The organism is Butyrivibrio sp. AE3006 (assembly GCF_000424165.1).
In the GTDB taxonomy this organism is placed as follows: domain Bacteria; phylum Bacillota; class Clostridia; order Lachnospirales; family Lachnospiraceae; genus Butyrivibrio.
On record NZ_AUJJ01000017.1, the window covers coordinates 88,922 to 109,654 of the forward strand.

Annotated in this window: 21 protein-coding genes; all 21 read right to left on the bottom strand. The window is 41.4% G+C overall.

Annotated features, from left to right (window positions below):
• Positions 1–60 precede the first annotated feature (60 nt).
• The 21 genes from G603_RS0109540 to ilvA all read right to left on the bottom strand — a co-directional run bounded on the left by G603_RS0109540 (position 61) and on the right by ilvA (position 20,714).
• Complete coding sequence (locus G603_RS0109540) at positions 61–2,610, bottom strand: sensor histidine kinase (protein ID WP_026670091.1); 2,550 nt, start codon at positions 2,608–2,610, stop codon at positions 61–63.
• Positions 2,610–3,317 (bottom strand): response regulator transcription factor, encoded by a 708-nt coding sequence (locus tag G603_RS0109545; protein WP_026670092.1) that lies wholly within the window; start codon positions 3,315–3,317, stop codon positions 2,610–2,612. The genes G603_RS0109540 and G603_RS0109545 overlap by 1 nt, the downstream gene beginning before the upstream one ends.
• An 18-nt stretch (positions 3,318–3,335) precedes the next feature.
• Complete coding sequence (locus G603_RS0109550; protein ID WP_026525737.1) at positions 3,336–3,722, bottom strand: YraN family protein; 387 nt, start codon at positions 3,720–3,722, stop codon at positions 3,336–3,338.
• Positions 3,723–3,765: 43 nt separating this feature from the next.
• Positions 3,766–4,086 (bottom strand): EscU/YscU/HrcU family type III secretion system export apparatus switch protein, encoded by a 321-nt coding sequence (locus tag G603_RS0109555; RefSeq protein WP_026525738.1) that lies wholly within the window; start codon positions 4,084–4,086, stop codon positions 3,766–3,768.
• A 17-nt stretch (positions 4,087–4,103) separates the two neighbouring features.
• The gene (gene fliK, locus G603_RS0109560) at positions 4,104–6,020 is read right to left on the bottom strand and encodes a flagellar hook-length control protein FliK (protein WP_026670093.1); all 1,917 of its coding nucleotides are present in this window, start codon (positions 6,018–6,020) and stop codon (positions 4,104–4,106) included.
• Positions 6,021–6,043: 23 nt separating this feature from the next.
• Positions 6,044–6,808 carry a ribonuclease HII gene (locus G603_RS0109565; RefSeq protein ID WP_081669882.1) on the bottom strand — a complete coding sequence of 255 codons (765 nt, stop codon included), beginning with the start codon at positions 6,806–6,808 and terminating at the stop codon, positions 6,044–6,046.
• Positions 6,809–6,827: 19 nt separating this feature from the next.
• On the bottom strand, positions 6,828–7,385 hold the full coding sequence (gene lepB, locus G603_RS0109570) for a signal peptidase I (protein ID WP_026670095.1): 558 nt from the start codon (positions 7,383–7,385) through the stop codon (positions 6,828–6,830).
• Positions 7,386–8,261 (bottom strand): ribosome biogenesis GTPase YlqF, encoded by an 876-nt coding sequence (ylqF, locus tag G603_RS0109575; protein WP_026525742.1) that lies wholly within the window; start codon positions 8,259–8,261, stop codon positions 7,386–7,388. It abuts the gene before it with no gap.
• Between the two features lie 12 nt (positions 8,262–8,273).
• Positions 8,274–8,867: a signal peptidase I gene (gene lepB / locus G603_RS0109580; RefSeq protein WP_026670096.1), complete on the bottom strand. Its 594-nt coding sequence runs from the start codon at positions 8,865–8,867 to the stop codon at positions 8,274–8,276.
• A 108-nt stretch (positions 8,868–8,975) separates the two neighbouring features.
• Positions 8,976–9,323: a 50S ribosomal protein L19 gene (gene rplS / locus G603_RS0109585; RefSeq protein ID WP_026494790.1), complete on the bottom strand. Its 348-nt coding sequence runs from the start codon at positions 9,321–9,323 to the stop codon at positions 8,976–8,978.
• A 160-nt stretch (positions 9,324–9,483) separates the two neighbouring features.
• On the bottom strand, positions 9,484–10,266 hold the full coding sequence (gene udp, locus G603_RS0109590; protein ID WP_026670097.1) for a uridine phosphorylase: 783 nt from the start codon (positions 10,264–10,266) through the stop codon (positions 9,484–9,486).
• Positions 10,267–10,322: 56 nt separating this feature from the next.
• Positions 10,323–10,856 (bottom strand): ribosome maturation factor RimM, encoded by a 534-nt coding sequence (gene rimM, locus G603_RS0109595; RefSeq protein WP_026670098.1) that lies wholly within the window; start codon positions 10,854–10,856, stop codon positions 10,323–10,325.
• A gap of 51 nt (positions 10,857–10,907) precedes the next feature.
• Positions 10,908–11,693, bottom strand: a complete 786-nt coding sequence (gene trmD / locus G603_RS0109600; RefSeq protein WP_026670099.1) for a tRNA (guanosine(37)-N1)-methyltransferase TrmD — start codon at positions 11,691–11,693, stop codon at positions 10,908–10,910.
• A gap of 86 nt (positions 11,694–11,779) precedes the next feature.
• Positions 11,780–12,010 (bottom strand): KH domain-containing protein, encoded by a 231-nt coding sequence (locus G603_RS0109605; RefSeq protein WP_026494794.1) that lies wholly within the window; start codon positions 12,008–12,010, stop codon positions 11,780–11,782.
• A 50-nt stretch (positions 12,011–12,060) separates the two neighbouring features.
• The gene (rpsP, locus tag G603_RS0109610; RefSeq protein ID WP_026525747.1) at positions 12,061–12,303 is read right to left on the bottom strand and encodes a 30S ribosomal protein S16; all 243 of its coding nucleotides are present in this window, start codon (positions 12,301–12,303) and stop codon (positions 12,061–12,063) included.
• Between the two features lie 81 nt (positions 12,304–12,384).
• The gene (gene ffh / locus G603_RS0109615; protein ID WP_026670100.1) at positions 12,385–13,764 is read right to left on the bottom strand and encodes a signal recognition particle protein; all 1,380 of its coding nucleotides are present in this window, start codon (positions 13,762–13,764) and stop codon (positions 12,385–12,387) included.
• A 3-nt stretch (positions 13,765–13,767) separates the two neighbouring features.
• Positions 13,768–14,112 (bottom strand): YlxM family DNA-binding protein, encoded by a 345-nt coding sequence (gene ylxM / locus G603_RS0109620; RefSeq protein WP_026525749.1) that lies wholly within the window; start codon positions 14,110–14,112, stop codon positions 13,768–13,770.
• A gap of 104 nt (positions 14,113–14,216) precedes the next feature.
• Positions 14,217–17,495: a glycoside hydrolase family 2 gene (locus G603_RS0109625; protein WP_026670101.1), complete on the bottom strand. Its 3,279-nt coding sequence runs from the start codon at positions 17,493–17,495 to the stop codon at positions 14,217–14,219.
• A 1-nt stretch (position 17,496) separates the two neighbouring features.
• Complete coding sequence (locus G603_RS0109630; RefSeq protein WP_196808060.1) at positions 17,497–18,603, bottom strand: GH25 family lysozyme; 1,107 nt, start codon at positions 18,601–18,603, stop codon at positions 17,497–17,499.
• 5 nt (positions 18,604–18,608) lie between these two features.
• Positions 18,609–19,484 (bottom strand): YitT family protein, encoded by an 876-nt coding sequence (locus G603_RS0109635; RefSeq protein WP_035792698.1) that lies wholly within the window; start codon positions 19,482–19,484, stop codon positions 18,609–18,611.
• Positions 19,485–19,487: 3 nt separating this feature from the next.
• The gene (gene ilvA / locus G603_RS0109640; RefSeq protein ID WP_026525753.1) at positions 19,488–20,714 is read right to left on the bottom strand and encodes a threonine ammonia-lyase; all 1,227 of its coding nucleotides are present in this window, start codon (positions 20,712–20,714) and stop codon (positions 19,488–19,490) included.
• Positions 20,715–20,733: the final 19 nt, after the last annotated feature.

Genomic DNA, 20,733 nt, shown 5'->3' on the forward strand with positions numbered 1-20,733 from the left:
AAAATCGGGAGGCATTGTGATATGCTTCCCGATTTTTATTTTCTATTATTTTATTTTCCATTATTTTGTTTTTGTAACTTCTATCTGCTCAGTGGAAGGATTTCCATCTCCGAATTCATCGGTATAGAACATGACATTAACTTTAAAAAGATCTCCATCAAGGATGATGCTGAATTTTCCACCCATAGCTTCTGTAAGGCTCTGTGCAATTGAAAGTCCAAGTCCGCTGCCCTCTGTACTTCTGGAAATGTCACCTCGAATAAATCTCTCAGTTAATTCTTCAGCTTTTATATTGAGCTCATTTCTTGAAATGTTCTTGATTGAGAATGTGGCAAGATTTTTGCCCTCTTCATCCTCTGTAACATCAAGATCAAGATAAACTCTGGTACTCGTAAGTGCGTACTTGCATACGTTATTGATAAGATTCTCAATTACTCTGAAAAGCTGTCTTGGATCGGCATCGATCATCACATTATACTTTTCACATTTAAGTATTGCTGTAAGATCGCTGTCTTCAAGCTTCTCATAGAATTCGCCAAGAGTCTGTTTTATAATCTCCGCAAAATTGATCCTCTCCATATGGAGCGTGATATTTCCGGAAGAAATCTTAGAAGCTTCCACCAGATCGTCTGTAAGCTGTCTCAGTCTCTGTGATTTATTCTCAAGAATACTGATGTAATCTCGTACTCTCTCATCCTCAATATTTTCTCGCTTTAAAAGATCAACATAGTTGATGATGGAAGTAAGAGGCGTCTTAATATCATGAGATACGTTTGTGATAAGGTCAGCCTTTAGCTTCTCATCTCTCATACTTCTGTTTACTGCATCCTCAACGGAATGAACGATATTATTAAGCTCCTTTGCAATAAACAGATTACCGCCATGAACCTTGTTCAGATCAATTTTTACATCAATCTCACCGTTTCCTATCTTCTTTAGAGCTTCGTAGATGATAACCTTGTCATTGTTTATGTTAACGACATAAATACCGATGACGATATCCAGGATTAGCGCAATAATAATACCGGCAAACCCATGATAAATTACGAGGTAAAAATTCATAAAGGTTGACAGTACATAAGGTACGACAGTAATTATAAACATGTTCTGTCGCATACTCATTTTCTCTGACACCTTATGGAAAAGATCTACGCCTTTCTTAACAAGAGAAGTTCGATATAAGGTCTTTGTTTTTATCTTCCTTACAAGTCCGTATAAACCATATGAAAACGCATTATCCGCAAGGAAAGTGAAAAAGCCCAATAATACAGCAGAATACGTGGTACTTGCAGCAACAATAGGCGAGAATTCAAAAACATAATGGAATCCCCAGAAAAAGAAGAAGGTTCCAAGTGCTGCAAGAATTATCGTGATCTCTATAGGAAAAACATCCAGTCTTTCTACTCCGCCATAGGTACCATCCTGATATTCCACATGTCCTTCGCAGATTATCAGATGAACTATAATAACAAAATAGATAAACATAAAGATGATTATCATCACATAGAGCTGTTTATAGTAAGGAATATATCTGCGAAATGCGTCGCGGCCAATGGTGAAATCATCACTGCTTGGGTACTTCTCAGTATCAACTGCGAAGTAATATTTCATCTGATCAGGGAAAGCGTAATCATAGTTACTTAAGATCTCTCTAAGCTTCGCCTCATCGATTTTGGTATTGGATGAATACTGTAGATCGTATGGGCAAAAATAAATATATTTTCCGTAGGATCTGAATTTCTCCCCTATATCTATACCGTTGGGATTTTTCCTTAGTTCCTCAATATTGGTATAGGTCTCGGTCTTACCGTTGATGGTCCTTGTGATGTAATATCTGAAATTGCTCTTATCGAAGTTCAGCTTGCCCTTAATATTAAAATAAGTATCATAGTTAAGAGCCATGGTAGATGCGGCTTCTGTGATGTTGGCGCAAAGCTCATTGTAGCCTTCCCAGGTTGAAACGATATCCTCGATATTCTCATCATTTATAGTCTTATATCTGGATAAAAGAATCGTATGGGTTCCTGCGTCACTGCCTTCTGTGGGAACATTTATATTGGTCCTGACGGTATTATTATCAATCTGGGAATTTAGAAAGCTGTTCATACCACCTTCTGCGTTATTTTTCATAAGGTGAGTATAAATCGTGGTATTAGCAAGGAACTTGCTGCTATCACTGTCGCTGAAGCTTCTCTCCTCGTACTCAAAGCCGTTCTGAGACCACTTGATAAGGTCTGATACCCTGTAGACACCTGTAATGTAATCGCTCTGAAGCATGGAATTTCTGTTAACAAATGCTGTAACGTCGATTTTCTTGTCGGAATTATACAGTCCATCCGTTTCGATCATGGTACTGATTCCCACAAGTTCTGCGACTCCGTGGAGTTTGTTAGTGAGGATGGTATTAAAGAAATCGGAATCCTCATATTTGGGAGCGGCATCACCTTCTCTTAGTGAATACTCCGTTCCATCCACACCTTTTATTACTGAGCCGTGCTGCACATAGAAAATAGCACCTACAACTATTGCAAGGCAGAGGTGCTGGAAAGTTCTTAGTATAGTTCTGCTGAACCATGTTAATGAATCTTTTCTAAATAAACGTTTAAGCATCAGTTCCCCTCGGTGTCGATCTTATAACCAACACCCCATACTACCTTAAGGTATTTGGGATTCTTGGGATCTATTTCAATTTTTTCTCGAATATGTCTGATATGTACAGCCACAGTGTTATCTACTGCTACTGCGTTTTCATTCCAGATATTCTCATAAATCTCATTGATAGAGAAAACCTTGCCTTTATCTTTTAACAAAAGCAAAAGAATATTGTATTCGATCTTGGTAAGCTTAATAACCTCGTCATCTACAGTGACAACGCGGATATTATCATTAAGCACGAGACCGCCTGCTTTGTAAATTCCTTCCTCTTCAACCTCAGGCTCCTTCACCTCAAGCTGAGTATATCTTCTAAGGTTGGACTTAACTCTGGCAATAAGCTCAAGGGGATTGAAGGGCTTTGTTACATAATCATCTGCACCAATATTAAGACCAAGGATCTTATCTGCGTCCTCGGATTTTGCAGAAAGCATGATTATGGGAAGTGAGCTGATCTCTCGAATCTTCATGGTGCACTGAATGCCGTCCATCACAGGCATCATGACATCGATTATAGCCACGTGAATGTCATTATTCTCAACAATCTTAACTGCCTCAAGTCCGTTATATGCTGTGAAGACATTAAGGCCTTCCTTTTGCATATAGATGCTTATGGCATTAACAATTTCTTTATCATCATCACAAACAAGAATATTTTGCTTCAAATCATTAACCTCCGTAAATCAATAAAATGCTTTTTTCAAAGGAATGTATGTAAAAGCATTCTTGTGCCATTTAATATGCACAATGCCGTCATCGTCCTGCATCATCGCAACAACATCAAATCGCTGCGCTGTGTCTGCCGTCATTTTATTCTGCTTTCTGAAAAAATCAGAAACGCGGCATATTGTTTTCTGCTTGCGCAGATCAACTGCCGCTTCGGCTACACCAAATTTAGTTCCGGTTCTGTATTTTACCTCAATAAATGAAATATATCTACCGTCTTTAGCAATTATATCTATTTCTCCTGACCTGCATCTGTAGTTCCTAAACAGGATCTGCGCACCGTTTTCTTCAAGGTGTCTGCAAGCAAGCTCTTCGAAATAGTTTCCTTTTTCTCTTTTGTTCATATAAAAAATTATATCACATAACTCCAAATTTGCTTTTTATGGCCTAAAACTGCGAAATATCAACATTTTGCTTTTCTTTGGCCCTAATTTTGTCCATAGCATCTACGAATACCAGGATCTCAGCCACAACCTCATAGAGCTCAGGAGGTATCATTTCGCCTATTTCCAGCTTGGACAGCGTATCTGCCAGCTTACTGTCCTCGTGAACCGGGATGTCCTTCTCCTGGGCAGCCTCAATAATCTTCTCCGCAAGCTGTCCTTTACCACTGGCAATGACTCTGGGAGCGCCATCTTCGTTTGGATCGTATGCAAGCGCTATGGCTTGTTTTGGTTTTCCGTCTTTGTTTTTTCCGCTCTCAGCCATGTTTCCTCTTCCTAAAGTTATGCCCTCGCATCGAATGACTGCATTGAGATCACAGGCATTTTACGCACATCGAGCATCTCACTAACTGCAGCATCATCACTGTCGTTATCCATATCTGTATGAAGCATCATCCTTGCTTCCATGTTGTAGCCGCGTTTATTTAATCTCTCATTCAAAATATCTATATGCTCTTCAATAAGATCCAGAACGCTCTCATCTGCCACATAAAAATTGGTCTTAACATTATTGTCCTTCATTTTTACATAGACATCCAAAGGTCCCAGATTATCGAGATCAAGATGAAGTATCGCACTTACTGTTTCTCCCGGCTGGAATTTCCGTTTGCCGTTGGAGTATACATAAAGATCACCGTGGGCATCCTGATCAGCCATCTTAAGAGGGAGCTGTACGTAATTAAACATGTGATTAAGCTCATTCATGAAGTCAATATTGTTCATCAGTGAATTAGCGCTCTGAGCTGCCTTTGACTCAGCTCCAAGGGTATTGGTAAGGGTCTCTCCAAGCTGCTTAGCCTGGGCGTTAAGTCTGTTATAAAGACTCTCGACATTCTCTTTACTGCTTACATCAGAAGGCTCAAGCATCCACTGATCGCGGATTGCATCCTTCATAAGCTTATTATATTCATTGCTGCCAAAGAGCTTCTGAAAAGCATTTGCGGTAGCATCATTGGTATTTTCACTTCCGGAATATGCTTTTGCCAGCTCCTTCATAAGCGCAGCTTCATCAATTTCTGCTGTGCCCTGACCACCTGCCTGGGCTACAAGCTTCATCATCTCAGGGCCTGCGAACTTGGTCTCTGTCTGTATATTTTTAACAAGATTAGCGAAATCATTACTAAGTGTGACGTTTTTGGGATTTACCTCTGCCTGCTGTGCTTTACCGGCATCAGACTGATTCTGCACAGCTTTGCCCTGGCCGGCATCCTGCTCTTCTTCAGCTAGTTCTTCAAGGGATCCAAGAACAGAATTGGTACCGGGATTTTTCTCCTGAACCTGCTGAGTTTCTGAGGATATTTCTCCCTGCAATGCACCATTTTTAGTAGTCTCTGCATTTGCAAAAGTTTCGGCGTTTTCTTCTGCTTCAGGATTAAGTAAAAGCTCTGCACTCTCAGGATTTACAGCATTTCCACCTGACGGATTCTGAGCAGCCTCCATGGCGTTTGCAGCGCCATGGGCCTTTGCTCCATCTGCAGCTGCGGCGGTATTTTCCATTTGCTCCATGCCATCCGAAATCATTTTCAGAATATCGCCATAAAGTTTATTTGCTGATTCGCCGTCCCCTTTTTGTACAAGCTCATTAAAAGCTGAAGGCAGCTCATCCATAATGGAGTCCATGGTCTCCACTACCTGATGCTCATAATTCTTGTAGCTCTCAAATTGCTGAATATTCTGATCATTAACGGGGATATTCAGAGCCTTCATCTGTACCAAAGATGATACCGGTGTGTCTGGATTGGAAGCTATGAGGTGGTTCATGGAAATGACGGAATCCTTATCAATGGACATTCCGTTCTCCATCATGGTCTTAACCATCTCAAGATTGCTTTCCGTAGGCTCAAGTCCTGCAGCGGTCAAAGCTTTAAGCGCTGTAGGATCTATAGAAGTATTTTCATATAAAGGAGTCAGAGTGATCTGACTGTTAGATGTCCCTCTTACTTCAAAGGAGACATACTGTCCCTCTTTCAGAGACATGCCTTCCTGAAGCTTGGCACTTATGACTGAATCGTCACCCAGCCTGATTTGGGCATTTTTAGTACCGCCCTCGTCTGTGAGAGATATGATCTTGCCATTTATCCTCTCACCTGTTTCCAGCGAGCGCGCCGATGTCTGCTCTCTTGACGCATTTTGATTAACTATTCTTCCATCAACCTGCACCAGAGGCCTATTTGAAGTTAATCCACTGACATTGCTCATTCAGGCTCTCTTTCGTAGTCTTGTTAGATAAAGTTCTTTATAAAGCTTCTTCTGTGAATAGGACAGGGTCCGATTTCCTTTAAGGCTTTTATGTGTGCCTCAGCTCCATAGCCTTTATTGGAGGCAAAACCATAACCGGGATATTGTCTGTCATATTCTTCCATAAGGTGGTCCCTTGTAACCTTGGCAACGATACTTGCTGCTGCAATGGAAACACTTTTAGCATCACCCTTGATGATTGATTCCTGTTTGTACTCTTCAAGCTGAGGAACATGTACAGCATCAAGAAGTAGTAACTCAGGTTTTACCGTAAGCTCGGATACAGCCTTAGCCATAGCCTCATAGGTAGCCTGCAGGATATTTATCTCATCAATTCTCTCATGGGTGGAAAAACCTATGCCAACAGATACAGCTTTCTCCATAATCTCAGAGTAAAGCTCTTCTCTCTTTTTTTCGGATAATTTCTTAGAATCGTTAATATATAAGATCTTACAATCTTTGGGAAGTACAACAGCTGCTGCGTACACAGGTCCTGCCAAAGGTCCTCTTCCAACTTCATCAATGCCGCAGATAAACTGAAGATCCGGATGCGCATTCTCAAATTCACGCATCTTCTCTAATCTAGCCAATTCAGCCTGAACAGCTGCTATTTTTTTATTAGCGGATTCTATCAGGTTCTTAACACCCTGACGCTCATCATCACTATATTTCTCAATAAAAGAACGATAGGCATCAATCTCACCAATCGATGCCAGTTCTTTTTTAATCTCTGCTATTTGAATAGCCATAATCTCATCCTGTAATAATTTATTTTTGTTTTTTGTCTATAAAACCAAATGAGGAGAACGGAAATACTCTTATAAAGGTTCTTCCGATGATATCTTCTCTCTTGATATTACCTACAGCCGGTTCTCTGGAATCAAAGCTGTAGTTTCGGTTATCACCCATTACAAAGTATTCATCTTCACCCAGTGTCACAGGCTCAGCCGCTCTTCCGGGGTCTTTTATAACCTCTGCACCGTAGGATTCCTCAAGAAGTTCGCCGTTGATATAAATATTGCCATCATAATCGATCTGAACTGTCTCGCCGGGAAGTCCGATAATTCTCTTGATAAAATAACTCTCAGGATCTCCTGCATAAGGGAAAATAATAATATCAAATCTCTTGGGATCACTGAATCTGTAAGTAAGCTTATCAGCTATGAGCGCATCTCCGTCATGAAGGGTGTACATCATAGATTCACCGTCAACATCAGTTCTCTGAGCTACAAATTTCATAAACAGCATAGTCAGCAGAACAATGACTACTACTGTTAATATTGTACTTCCGGCACTTTTTAAAAATTCTTTAGTTCTTGCTCCCATTTATGGTCTCTCCAATGATATTTTTCCAAGTCTTCCGTTTCTGAAATCATCCAGAAGCAGTGCACTAGCTCTATCTATATCAGGCTTTCCTCCCTGCTTTATCAGCTTCCTGTTCTGCGCTATGGCAGTCAGAATAGATGACTCGGGAGTCTCGTACTGATCCTCTTCATAGAGAAGCTTTTGCTGCTCAGTTACCTGATACTTCTCAGTTATGGTCTGAGGATACCATTTTTCAAGCTTCCTAATGAGCTCAACTGCAAGCTCATTCTTATCAAGATTCTCATCATTCATGGAACCGATAAGCGCAAGGTTAAGTCCTACTACCTCATCCTCAAACTTAGGCCACAAGACACCGGGAGTATCAAGAAGCTGCAAATTCTTACCGAGCATTATCCACTGTTTACCCTTGGTAACACCGGGTTTATTTCCGGTCTTGGCTGCAGCTTTGCCTGAAATCTTATTGATAAAGGTACTCTTACCAACATTGGGTATACCAGCGACCATAGCTCTAATGGGCCTGTTGACGATACCTCTTTTTTTATCTCTCTCAATCTTCTCTCGGCAGCTCTCTGTTACCTGATCAAGTACCTGTCTGACACGGCCGTTTTCTTTGGAATTCATCTCCATTACACGGATACCCTGATCTTCAAAGTACTTAACCCATTCCTTATTAACTTCCGGATCTGCAAGATCGCACTTATTAAGTATTACAAGTCTTGATTTGTTCTGACCAAGCTTATCAATATCAGGATTCCTGCCTGCCATTGGAATTCTGGCATCAGTCAGTTCAATGATGACATCAACAAGGCCGATGTTCTCCTGCATCATTCGCATAGCCTTGGTCATATGTCCCGGATACCATTGATAATTATTCATCTAAATCTTCCTTTAATTCACAAAGCCGCCCTTGCCTTCGCTTTTACCATAGCAAAACCAGGCTTTTCCGGCTATCATGGACTGCTTAACTACACCGATATTGGCACTTCTGCTGTCCTCACTGCTGTTTCTGTTATCTCCAAGCACAAAGAACTCGCCATTATCAAGTTTAATTTCGTTTTCAGCAATTCCTGCTTCTTTCATTTTATCATATTCGTGCTCATCATTACTCACTACTTCGCCATTAACCACAAGATTACCGTCTGTGATCTTCACGGTCTCGCCGGGGACAGCCACAACTCTCTTGATATAGTAGTGAGATTTCTCATTACCGTTTGGCAAAAAAACTATTACATCATCTTTTTTCGGCGCAAAGAATTTAAATATAACTCTGTCCACAAGAACGCTCTGGCTGTTGAAAAGAGAAGGCTCCATGGAATCACCAATAACTCTTACTCTTTTACCAAAAGCCATAACCAGCAGCAAAGCAATAAATACCGCAAATACTGTATAAAATCCCCATGAAAAAATCTCCCTAAGGAGCTCAGGGGTAACTATTTTTTTCTTCTCATGAAAAAGTGAATGATATTTCTTTCGTCTAAACATCGCATTTTCCTATCAAAGATATGGAGTTCTTATCTTATAGAAATTCCGAAGCTATAAGATAAAAAAAGGCAGATACTATAATAGTAACTGCCTTTTCGTGGAATGTTCTTAGCGAACCTTTTCCTTGACCTTTGCCTTCTTACCTGTGAGGCCTTTAAGGTAGTTAAGCTTAGCTCTTCTAACCTTACCCATTCTCACAACCTCAACCTTCTCAATGAGAGGTGAGTGAAGGGGCCATGTCTTCTCAACGCCTACACCGTTAGAAATTTTACGAACTGTAAATGTGCAACGGTTGCTTCCGCCCTGAATCTTCTTAACAGTTCCTTCGAAAACCTGTACTCTTTCACGGTTTCCTTCTTTGATCTTGTTGTGAACACGAACTGTATCACCTGTGTTGAACTCAGGAGCCTGTGCGTTCAGCTGTTCCTTCTCGATCTCTGCAATGATTGTATTCATTTGCTTTCTCCTATACTATATAAATGGACGTTCTTAAATATTGTTACATACCAGAGGACCGTCATTTTCGCAACATACAAGATGATAACATATATCTTCCTGCCGCGTCAAGGTTTTTTACTTTATTTATCCCTAAAAACGCCGTTTTTAATACGAAATTTTATTTATTTTTCTTATCCTCAGCGATAAGCTTCCTAATGGCAAGGATTGCTGTTCTTATAGCGCTGTCTGTATCATGGGCCTGGGGATTATCAAGCCCTGCTTTTGCTCTCTCCTGATTGGCTACAGTGAGCATCACAGCGCCGCATCTGGCTCTGAGCCACTGGCCTACGATGAACAGTGCAGCAGATTCCATCTCTGATCCAAGGCAGCCGCATCTTTTCCAAGCTTCCCATTTATTCTCAAGCTCATAGAAAACAGGCTTTGTCTCAGGCTCGTGCTGTCCATAGAAAGCATCCTTACACTGAACCACACCTACGTGATGCCTAAGTCCCAGCTCTTCTGCAGCTCTCTTAAGAGCATCAGTAATCTCAAAGGTTGCAACAGCAGGATATTCAATAGGCGCATACTCTTTTGAAGTGCCCTCGGCTCTAACAGCACCGTTAACCACAATAAGATCTCCGCCCATTACATCAAGCTGCATTCCGCCGCAGGTACCAACTCTGATAAAGGTATCTGCTCCGATTTTATGGAGCTCTTCCACAGCGATGGATGCAGAAGCACCGCCAATACCTGTAGAAACAACACTGACCTTCTCGCCATCAAGATAGCCAGTGTAGGTATTGTACTCTCTGTTATAAGCAACCTGCCTGGCATCATCAAAATATGCAGCGATTTTCTCGCAGCGTCCGGGATCTCCGGGAAGAATCACGTAACGTCCCACATCTCCTTCTTTTAAATGAATATGATACTGATAGCCGGCACCTTCTGTGTAATCAACCATAGCTTTTCCTCCTGTAAAATGACAGCTCATCGCGGTCTAAGTCACGATAGCCTGTATTAATCAAATAATCCGTCCATAATATGAATGGTCATTACTTTATTTTCTATATCAATATTTTTAACGCACTCTTTGATTCCGGGGATCATCACAGTGTCATCCCCCTCTGAAACCGCGGATGCATCTGCCTTTTTCATCTCATATACATCATTGGCTCCGGTCTGGATAACCCTGATAATGGTTCCAAGTTCATTTCCATCTTCGTCAACCACCTTCATGCCTTCGAGGTCTGCAAGGTAGTATTCACCGGGTTCAAGCTTTATGGCATCCTCTCTGCTTACAATGAGTTCTTTGCTCCTAAAGCGCTCCACCTCAGAAATATCATTAAATTCCTTGAACTTAACGATAACGAATTTATTACCAAATCGAACCTTCTCGATATTAAGTTCTTTTTTACCCTCACGGCCTGTATCAAGAATTACCTTCTTAAGCTTCTTAAATCTCTGGGGATCATCCGTTGTAGGAAAAACATTAACTTCTCCCTTAAGACCATGAGTAGATGCTATAACACCAACAACAAAATATTCTGTCAAATTATCGCTCCTATGCTCGTATTTATGTAAAACACACTGTTACAATATAAATTAATTTTCTTCCGCTTCTGCTATTCTGTCAAGAATCTTCCGTCTCTTCTTTAGATTTTTCGGAGTGAATTCATCGGGATGTGTCTCCACGTATTTATCGTATAATTCAGGGCGTCTCTCTTTAGTTCTTTCAAGAGATTTCTCAAAACGCCATACGTCAACATTGGCATGGTTACCTGACAAAAGCACAGCAGGAACCTTTTTATCCATCCATACTTCAGGTCTTGAATACTGAGGATATTCCAAAAGTCCGTCATCAAATGATTCTGTCTGAGCTGACTCTTCGTTATTCAAAACTCCGGGAACAAGCCTTGATATGGCATCTATCATAACCATCGCCGGAAGCTCACCGCCTGTCAGCACATAATCACCGATTGAAACATAATCAGTAACAATCTCTTCTAAGACTCTCTCATCTATACCTTCATAATGTCCGCATAAAAAGATGATGTTCTCTGAACCTGAAAACTCTCTTACCATGTTCTGATTAAAGACACTTCCCTGAGGTGTTACATACACAACTCTTACCTCAGCATCAGGATCCTTCTCTTTTATATGCTTCATTATGTCCTGATAGCAGCTGTAAATAGGCTGCGCCTGCATAAGCATTCCGGCACCGCCTCCATAGGTGTAATCATCCACCTTATTATGTTTATTATCAGCATAATCTCTGATATTGTAGGCCTCCACATTGATATATCCATTATCGATGCCTCTGGCGATTATGCTGGTCTTAAGTCCCGAAAGAACCATATCGGGAAAAAGTGTCATAATATAAAAATTCATTAAAAACCTCTTTTAATTTAAATCAGCCGAATAAAGCACAAACTTTATCCGGCTGTAAGTATTATCGGTTTCTGTCCAATTGATAATCAATCAACTATCTCGACATCAACTTTAAGATTCTCTCTGGTAGATGCTGCCTTAACAACAGAGCGAATAGCCTTTGCAATCCTTCCCTGTCTGCCGATAACTTTACCCATGTCAGAGGGTGCAACATGCAGCTCTAAAATGATGTTTCGGCCATCTTTTTTCTCGTTTACAACAACCTCATCCGGATTGTCAACCAGAGACTTTGCAATTACTTCTACCAATTCTTTCATGAATTTTCCCCTAGTTTTATTATACTAAGCTAAAAAGTCTCGTCCGGTAATTATTTAATACCAGCCTGCTTGAAGATCTTCTTAACTACGTCTGTAGGCTGAGCACCGTTGCTGAGCCACTTCTTAGCGAGCTCCTCGTTAACCTTGCATGTGCTGGGATCTGTGTTAGGATCGTAAGTTCCGATCTCCTCGATGAACTTGCCGCTTACAGGGAACTTAGAATCAGAAACAACGATACGATAAAAAGGAACCTTCTTTTTACCAATTCTCTTAAGTCTAATTTTTACTGCCATTTTTAATAATCCTCCATATAAAAAATAAATAAAATGTAGTAGCTATATGTAAAATTCGGATGGTGTTACCGAACTCTCATATCAAAAGAATTTACCAAAACCGCCTTTTCCCATTCCGGGGAAACCGCCGCCGAAGCCTCGTCTGCCCTTCTTGCCCATCATACCGGGCATCTGCTTCATCATCTTCTGCATCTGGTCAAACTGTTTGATAAAGCGGTTTACATCAGCGATGTCATTACCTGAACCCTTAGCTATTCTGTACTTCCTCTGAGGATTCATAAGCTTGGGATTACGTCTTTCTTCAGGTGTCATTGAAAGCACAATCGCTTCCATCTTAGCAAGCTGTTTCTCATCGGGAAGGCTGTCATCGCTTATCTTACCCATTCCGGGAAGCATACCCATGATGGCTCCGAGGCCGCCCATGTTGCGCATCTGCTTCATTGATTCAAGATACATCTCGAAATCAATCTTGCCCTTCTTCATCTTGGAAGCCATCTCGCGTTCTTTCTGTTCATCCATCTCGCGATTAGCTTCAACAGCTTTATCTATAAGACTGAGCACATCGCCCATTCCAAGTATACGGCTCGCCATTCTGTCGGGATAGAAAGGCTCAAGATCTGAGAGCTTCTCACCCATACCAACGTATAAAATAGGCTTACCTGTAACCTGTCTTGCTGATAATGCAGCACCACCTCTGGTGTCACCGTCCATCTTACTGAGGATGATACCATCAACGCCTATGCGGTCATTGAACTGAACTGCCACATCTACTGCCGCCTGACCGGTCATTGCATCAACTACAAGAAGTGATTGATGAACCGTAACGGCATTCTTAATATTGATAAGCTCCTGCATCATGTCTTCATCAATCTGAAGACGTCCTGCTGTATCGAGAATAACTACGTTCTCGTTATTCTTCTCGGCATGCTCAATGGCTGCCTTAGCAATATCAACGGGATTAACATCTGTTCCCATTGAGAAGAAATCAACTTCCTGCTTTTTAGCATTTATCTCTAACTGGTCGATAGCCGCAGGTCTGTAAATATCGCAGGCTACCAGCAGGGGCTTTTTGCCCTTAAGCTTGACCTTTCCTGCAATCTTGGCTGCAGTAGTGGTCTTACCTGTACCCTGAAGACCACACATCATAATGACTGTGATGCTCTTGCCGGGCTGGAACTGAATCTCTGTAATCTCAGAGCCCATAAGCTCTGTCAGTTCCTCGTTAACTATTTTAATAACCATCTGCGCAGGATTAAGACCATTAAGCACATCTTCACCGATTGCTCTCTCCTGCACTTTATTTACAAAGTATTTAACAACGCGGAAGTTTACATCGGCTTCAAGTAGCGCCATCTTAACTTCCTTCATGGCTACCTTTACATCTTCCTCAGTAAGCTTACCTTTGCCGCGGAGATTCTTAAATACGTTTTGTAATTTATCTGATAAACTCTCAAAAGCCATATATTATGACAACTCCCTGGTAATACCATCTATTGTCTTCATGATTCTGTCACGAAGTGTCTTCTGATCTATGGTCTCATCATCAGCAGCCTTGGATAAAAAATCAAGCTGCTCGCGAATCTTCCCTGTTCTCTGTATCATTCCAAGCTTCTCTTCATATCCTTCAAGAGATTTGGTACAGCGTCTGATAATATCGTGTACGCCCTGCTTGCTGATATTGTACTGTTCGGCTATCTCTACCAGAGACATGTCGTTGTAGACTGCATCTTCATATATATTTTTCTGGTGCTCAGTTAAAAGCTCACCATAGTAGTCGTATAAAAGACCCTGTTCTACAATCTTCTCCATCTCATCTCCGAACTATTTCACGCAAAAAGAAATGCGGTACTAATCGCACGTGTGATATAGTACCGCATATATAATCAGCTGTCAAGTATTTTTACTTTACATCTTCAAATTCCCTTGAATTCAAAGGTGAAATGAAGCTTTTGGCCGCCGCTTATTCTGAATTCTTCATGAGGTCTCGCTCCCCATGTATCATCTCCGCCAACACCCATCTGCTTAAGAATACATCTTACAACCGTCTGATTTACAGGTGGAAGCTCGTAAGGATGCTTTGCTTCGTCAAGCTGATCCGGAGTATAAGGAAGTGCTGAGAACTCCATTGATCCGGGTCTGCTCATATATTTATCAGAATACTTAGTGCCATCATCATAGCCTCTGAAAATAAGACCGCGACCCTTTACATCAGTAACCTTAGCCCATCTGACTCCTGTCTTGTTTCCTGTCTCTTCCGGTACAAGATAAGGCTGAACATTGTCCTTTACCAAATTGCTGTAAACAGAAAGCTTTCCGCCAAGGTTCTTATCGCAATAGGTCTCCTCAGGTCCCATTCCGTACCAGGTAGCATGGTCATAATCAGCATCCATAAAGAACATGAATCCAAATTCAGGCATATCGGGAGTGCCTTCTGCCTTATCATAATCAAGGCTGACCCTTACTGTGCCATCCTTAAATACTGTATAAGTCGCATAGCAGCAGGTAACAGGATAAGTTGCGATATATCTTCTAAATACGACCTCTACAGAATCACTGTTCTCCGTAACCTTAGGATACTGTCCGTCATCCGGAGCACCTGAATAAGTACTTTCGCCGTTTGGTGACATCTTTGACTGGAAGCAGCTGGCTGTTTTCCACATAGCCATTCTGAGTGGATCTCTGTTTCCATTATCATTCTCAACGGCTGCTCTCCAGAAATTCGGCCTGGGAGCAGTTCTTATCATCTCTTTTCCGGCATAGATATAAGATGCAATGCCACCAAGAGGCTTTGAAAAAAGAACTTCAAAATTATCGCCTCTTACGCCGATATTGTCATGGCTTTTAACAAGTTTGAAAGTATGCTGCGGAGCATAAAAGCTGCTTCCTTCGGGAGCTGTAGCGACATCAACAGTTACAGCCTTTTCTCCAAAGGCTACCTCATAGCCCGCATCGCTATAGCAGGTCTTCATCCTGTTTTTAGCAGATACCTGAACAACAAGCTCTGTGCTATCCTTTACAAGACCTGTGTCCTTTGAAACACTGGCAGGACTTACTCTAAGGATTTCCTTTGCTCTTTCAAGATATGAAGTGATGTCAAACATCTCTTCTTCTCCGGGCTTTACGGAAATATCGAGCTGCTCATTTAATATCTCTTTTCCATAAGCTGAGATTTTCACATAAAAATCAAGTTCTTTTGCATCTGTGAAAAGATTTCTGTTATAGATCTTTGCCTTTACACTCTTAGGCTTAACTGCTACAGCAAGGTAGTTATCATCACTGTCTGCATCAGTTACAAAGTCAATTCTAAAGGGCTGATAGCATCTCTTGACCTCCTGCATTTTTGCATAGGGCTTTCTTGTGCCATCAACGATACCATTACCGCTGAAGTTATAGTCACAGGGACGTCTTCCGATATCTCCGCCATAAGCCTGATATTCAACTCCATAGCGGTTCTTGGTCCTTACTGACTGATCCACATAGTCCCAGATAAATCCGCCCTGGAATCTGGGATTCCTCTCAGTAAGGTCGATATATTTGAACATGCCTCCAATTGAGTTACCCATAGCATGCATGTATTCGCACATGATAAAAGGCTTCTCGGGATGCTCTTCCAAAAACTTCTCAACATTAACTACAGAAGTATACATCTGACTTTCCATGTCGGAGGTCTCATTATATCTTCTATCCCAGAAAAGTCCTTCGTAGTGAACAAGGCGCTCATTATCCTTCTTGCGGAAAAGATCTGCCATATCGCGAATAACATCTCCGCCAAAGGACTCATTACCTACAGACCATATGAGAATTGCAGGATGATTCTTATCTCTCTCATAGGTTGAACCCACGCGGTCAAGCATCATCTGTCTGTAATCGTCATTATCTCCAGGAAGTGATTTCTCAATAGGAATCTCACCGGCAATAATGGAATTCCATCTGCCGTGGGTCTCCATATTATTCTCTGCAATCAGGTAAATTCCAAGTTCATCACAAAGATGATAGATATAAACATCATCCGGATAGTGGCAGGTTCTTATAGCATTGATGTTATTCTGCTTCATGGTGCAAAGGTCAAGATATGCCTCTTCGCGCCTTGGGCTTCTTCCAAAATCGCAGGAAAACTCATGTCTGTTAACGCCATAGAAAACAATTCTCTTGCCGTTAAGGCACATGATGCCATCCTTCATCTCAAATTTTCTAAAGCCTATTTTCTCGCTTACAACTTCATATACCTTGTCATTCTCATCCATGAATTTAAGGCGAAGTTCATAGAGCTCAGGCTTTTCTGCGCTCCACAGTTTAACGTTTGCTACTGCCACAAAAACAGAGCCTTCAGCGTCCTTAACTTCTATAACGCCTGATGCAGCTACCATCTCATCATTGCAGTCAAAGGGCATATAAAGCTCATAGGAAACCTTTGCTGTCTTAACATTAGTCTTTACTTCGATGCTAAGATTACCGTCCTTAAAAGTTTCGTCAGGAATTGCCTCTATTCTTATATCCTCTGCATGAACAGTGGGCTTTGTATACAGATATACGTCACGGAAAATTCCTGATAAGCGGAACATATCCTGATCTTCAAGCCAGCTTGATGAAGTCCATTTATAAACCTGAACAGCCAGCTTATTTACGCCCTCCTGCAAAAGCTCAGTGATATCAAAATCAGAAGGAGTAAAGCTATCCTCACTGTATCCAGCAAAGCTTCCGTTTACCCAGAATGCATAGCCTGATTCAACACCCTGGAAAGAAATGCAAACCTTATCATCCTTATTCCAACCTGCAGGAATCTCAAAATATCTTATATAGCTGCCCGTAGGATTAAAAATCTCAGGAATCTGACCGGGTTCAATATCCTCATGACCTTCCCATGGGTACTGAGTATTTACATAGGTGGGTGCATCATAGCCTTCAAACTGAATATTTGAAGGTACTCTTATATCATCCCAGCCGCTGCAATCGTAGTCCGGAACCTCAAAGCCTGCTATAGCGCTCTTAATGTTATTTGCATAAGAAAACTTCCAAATACCATTAAGACTCATTCTAAGAGAAGTGTCATAGGGCACTCTGTCCTTTGCAAGGTGAGATTTTGAATCGCACTCAGCTTCACTTGCATAGGGAATAAAGTCTGCGTGAGCAGGCAAAGTATTTATCTTAAAAGCCCTGGGATCAGCTATGATCCCGTAATCAAATCTATCCATTTTAATCATCCGTTTCTTCTGAATTTGAATAATCGGCAAGGCACATTATGAAGTTGGCACCGCCGTTAATACCGTAAACATATCCGTTTCTGGTGTACTCCCACATATCAAAGTGGTAAGGATAATAGGGTCTGTCACCTGAAAACGAAAACCATACGGGATATTTTTGCTGTATCCCCAGATCTATATATTCTACATAAGACAGAATATTGCCATAAACCATGGGCTTATAGCCTGCATCCTGAATTTTTGAGCAGTATGCATCTATAATCTTTGAATAATCATCAGTTTCAAGATTTATAGTCCTCGAATCCGGGCTGTCTGAAGCTTCGATCATTATGGCGATAGGATAAGTAACTTCATAAGGAGCTATAAGAGAAAGGACAAACTCCGCCTCTTCTTCAGCTTCCATTGTATTGATGGCAGATGAATCAAAATACACACCAACCTGAAGTCCTGCCGCAAGAGCACCATTTATGTCCTGTCTGAAGAAGTCATCCTCAACAAGGGATGCATCCTCAGAGCTTCCACGGAGTCCTGCTCTTACCATTACAAAATCCACACCTGCTGATTTAACATTTTCAAAATTAATCTCACCATTATATCTTGAGACCATAATTCCGAATTTAGGCTGAACGCTTTCATCAGGACCGATGTAGTCAAGCTTCCCATTGGAACTTTCTCTAAAGTCCTCAGCCTTAAACATGTGTCTGTCCATATTTTCATCAATTGGATAAAAACGATATTCTCCATTAGATGCGACTATCAGATCATCAGGAAAAAGCTCCCTGATAGCCGAAAGACTTCCCTTGCTGCCAAGCTCCTCCTTAAATGTGTTTCTGACACTTTCAAGTGTCTCGGACTGAGTCTCAGCCACAGCACTTTCAACCATTTGCTCTGCTCTGGCTGTGGTATAATAGCCCTCATTTTCGATAGCATCAAGCTCACTTGTCTTGGCTTCGATGCGTCTTCGCAGGTCAGCATTGGAAAGAAGTAATCCTATACAGAAGGTGAGCGCAAGAAGGCTCACCAGACTTAGAAAAATTATAGATATTATATCTTTGGTTTTTCGAACCATTTTGCTGTTTTGATGGTCATTCTTTTTCATATGCATTAAATCCGTTCGTCAAAATAGCTCTTGTATCCTTCACCGAAAATTTCAGATGCACTGCTTACGATCATGAATGCATCGGGATCCTCTTCACGTACAATGTCCTCTGCAAGAGGTGATAATCTCTTTTTGATGGCACAGAGGATAACCTTTTTCTTTTCACCGCTGTAAGCACCCTCTCCAAAAATATGGGTTGCTCCAACATCAAGCTCAGACAAGAGCCTTCCAGAAATATTATCCGTCTTATCAGAAATAATGTAAATGAGTTTTGCGCCGTCACGTCCGTACAGAACAAAATCGATAACGTAAGAAGTGATCACAACTCCAAGAAGCGAATACAGGACAACTTTAATATCCTTAAGTACAATACCCGCAAAGGATATAACAAAAACATCACTCAAAAGGAAAAGCACTCCTGTCTTAATATGAGGATATTTCTGTCTGAGAAGTTTGATGATAACATCCGTTCCTCCTGTGGTGGCATGACATTTAAATGTAATACCTATTCCTACAGCCACAAGAACACTTCCGAAAATCACGCCCAGAATTACGTCATATACCGCGAATCTCATGCAGTACTTAGCAAGAAGATCTGTAAAAATAGAGATCATGGAAGTTGCATAAACCGTTGAAATAGTAAATCTGATACCGAACTTATAAATCGCCAAAAACAGAATCGGAATATTAATGATCATGAACCATACACCGGTTCCTATAGGAACAATTCTGTTTAGCACGATAGCCGCACCGGTAATTCCGCCGGGAGCAATATTATTGGGATCATTGAAGAAACTTGTTCCTACCGCATACAACAAAGCACCCAGTGTAATAAGAAAATAATCTGTTCCTTTTTTGGTGATTTTCTCTACGTAAGTCATAAATTAAATATTGGTGCGAACAATCTTCGGCTTATAGCCATGCTCTTCAAGAGTCTGCATTATCTGCTCTTTATGTTCGCTGCCAAATGCCTCCAAAGTAATACGAAGTTCAACAGCTGCGCTTCTGTTGATTGATACAAACTGGTTATGCTCAAGCTTGATAACATTACCGTTTGTCTTAGCAATGATATCTGCAACTGCAGCAAGCTGTCCCGGCTTGTCGGGAAGAAGCACTGATACAGTGAAGATACGATTTCTGAGGATAAGTCCCTGCTGTACTACGGAAGACATTGTGATAATATCCATATTTCCTCCGGAAAGCACGCAGACAACTCTCTTATTCCTGGTATCAATCTGCTTAAGTGCTGCTACAGATAAAAGACCAGAGTTCTCAACTACCATCTTGTGATTCTCAACCATATCAAGGAAGGAAACAACCAGATCTTCATCAGGAACAGTCACGATGTCATCAATATATTTCTGAATGTAAGGGAAAATCTTCTCACCGGGAGTCTTTACCGCTGTACCGTCAGCAATTGTGCTTACGGAAGGAAGTGTTGTTACCTTTCCGTTTTTAAGGCTCTCCTTCATACAGCTTGCACCCTCAGGCTCAACACCGATGACCTGAACCTTAGGATTAAGAAGCTTTGCAAGAGTTGCAACACCTGTTGCCAGGCCGCCTCCTCCGATGGGAACAAGGATCATATCAACTGTAGGAAGTTCTTTTATAACCTCCATGGCGATTGTGCCCTGACCTGTAGCAACATCAAGATCATCAAAAGGATGAACGAATGTATAGCCATGCTCGTCAGCAAGCTTAAGTGCCATATCGCAGGCATCATCATAAACATCACCGTGAAGGATAACCTCTGCTCCAAGAGCCTTGGTTCTGTTTACCTTGATAAGAGGTGTTGAAGTAGGCATTACGATTGTAGCCTTTACTCCGTAAGCCTTAGCAGCATAGGCAACGCCCTGCGCATGGTTACCTGCTGAAGCTGTTATAAGACCCTTTTCTCTCTCCTCATCGCTGAGAGTCATTATCTTATAATATGCTCCGCGAACCTTGTAGGCGCCTGTCCTCTGAAGGTTCTCAGGCTTTAAGTATACCTTACCGCCTGTAACCTGACTCCAGTAATCACTGTAGATAAGCTTTGTATCCAGTGTTACCTTTTTTACACATTCATAAGCTTCCTCAAAAGCCGGAAGCGTCAAACTCTCCTGTTTCCCCATTGTAACTGTGACCTCCGAA

What these genes read in the sequence shown, in the direction of transcription:
- G603_RS0109625 (WP_026670101.1), bottom strand. Translation starts at nt 17,495, where the DNA reads ATGGATAGATTTGATTACGGGATCATAGCTGATCCCAGGGCTTTTAAG.
- trmD (WP_026670099.1), bottom strand. Translation starts at nt 11,693, where the DNA reads ATGAATTTTTATATTATGACACTTTTTCCCGATATGGTTCTTTCGGGA.
- udp (WP_026670097.1), bottom strand. Translation starts at nt 10,266, where the DNA reads ATGGTTGATTACACAGAAGGTGCCGGCTATCAGTATCATATTCATTTA.
- G603_RS0109555 (WP_026525738.1), bottom strand. Translation starts at nt 4,086, where the DNA reads ATGGCTGAGAGCGGAAAAAACAAAGACGGAAAACCAAAACAAGCCATA.
- G603_RS0109565 (WP_081669882.1), bottom strand. Translation starts at nt 6,808, where the DNA reads ATGGCTATTCAAATAGCAGAGATTAAAAAAGAACTGGCATCGATTGGT.
- G603_RS0109550 (WP_026525737.1), bottom strand. Translation starts at nt 3,722, where the DNA reads ATGAACAAAAGAGAAAAAGGAAACTATTTCGAAGAGCTTGCTTGCAGA.
- G603_RS0109630 (WP_196808060.1), bottom strand. Translation starts at nt 18,603, where the DNA reads ATGAAAAAGAATGACCATCAAAACAGCAAAATGGTTCGAAAAACCAAA.
- lepB (WP_026670095.1), bottom strand. Translation starts at nt 7,385, where the DNA reads ATGGGAGCAAGAACTAAAGAATTTTTAAAAAGTGCCGGAAGTACAATA.
- lepB (WP_026670096.1), bottom strand. Translation starts at nt 8,867, where the DNA reads ATGTTTAGACGAAAGAAATATCATTCACTTTTTCATGAGAAGAAAAAA.
- ilvA (WP_026525753.1), bottom strand. Translation starts at nt 20,714, where the DNA reads ATGGGGAAACAGGAGAGTTTGACGCTTCCGGCTTTTGAGGAAGCTTAT.
- G603_RS0109540 (WP_026670091.1), bottom strand. Translation starts at nt 2,610, where the DNA reads ATGCTTAAACGTTTATTTAGAAAAGATTCATTAACATGGTTCAGCAGA.
- rplS (WP_026494790.1), bottom strand. Translation starts at nt 9,323, where the DNA reads ATGAATACAATCATTGCAGAGATCGAGAAGGAACAGCTGAACGCACAG.
- ylqF (WP_026525742.1), bottom strand. Translation starts at nt 8,261, where the DNA reads ATGAATAATTATCAATGGTATCCGGGACATATGACCAAGGCTATGCGA.
- ffh (WP_026670100.1), bottom strand. Translation starts at nt 13,764, where the DNA reads ATGGCTTTTGAGAGTTTATCAGATAAATTACAAAACGTATTTAAGAAT.
- G603_RS0109605 (WP_026494794.1), bottom strand. Translation starts at nt 12,010, where the DNA reads ATGAAAGAATTGGTAGAAGTAATTGCAAAGTCTCTGGTTGACAATCCG.
- rpsP (WP_026525747.1), bottom strand. Translation starts at nt 12,303, where the DNA reads ATGGCAGTAAAAATTAGACTTAAGAGAATTGGTAAAAAGAAGGTTCCT.
- G603_RS0109635 (WP_035792698.1), bottom strand. Translation starts at nt 19,484, where the DNA reads ATGACTTACGTAGAGAAAATCACCAAAAAAGGAACAGATTATTTTCTT.
- ylxM (WP_026525749.1), bottom strand. Translation starts at nt 14,112, where the DNA reads ATGGAGAAGATTGTAGAACAGGGTCTTTTATACGACTACTATGGTGAG.
- fliK (WP_026670093.1), bottom strand. Translation starts at nt 6,020, where the DNA reads ATGAGCAATGTCAGTGGATTAACTTCAAATAGGCCTCTGGTGCAGGTT.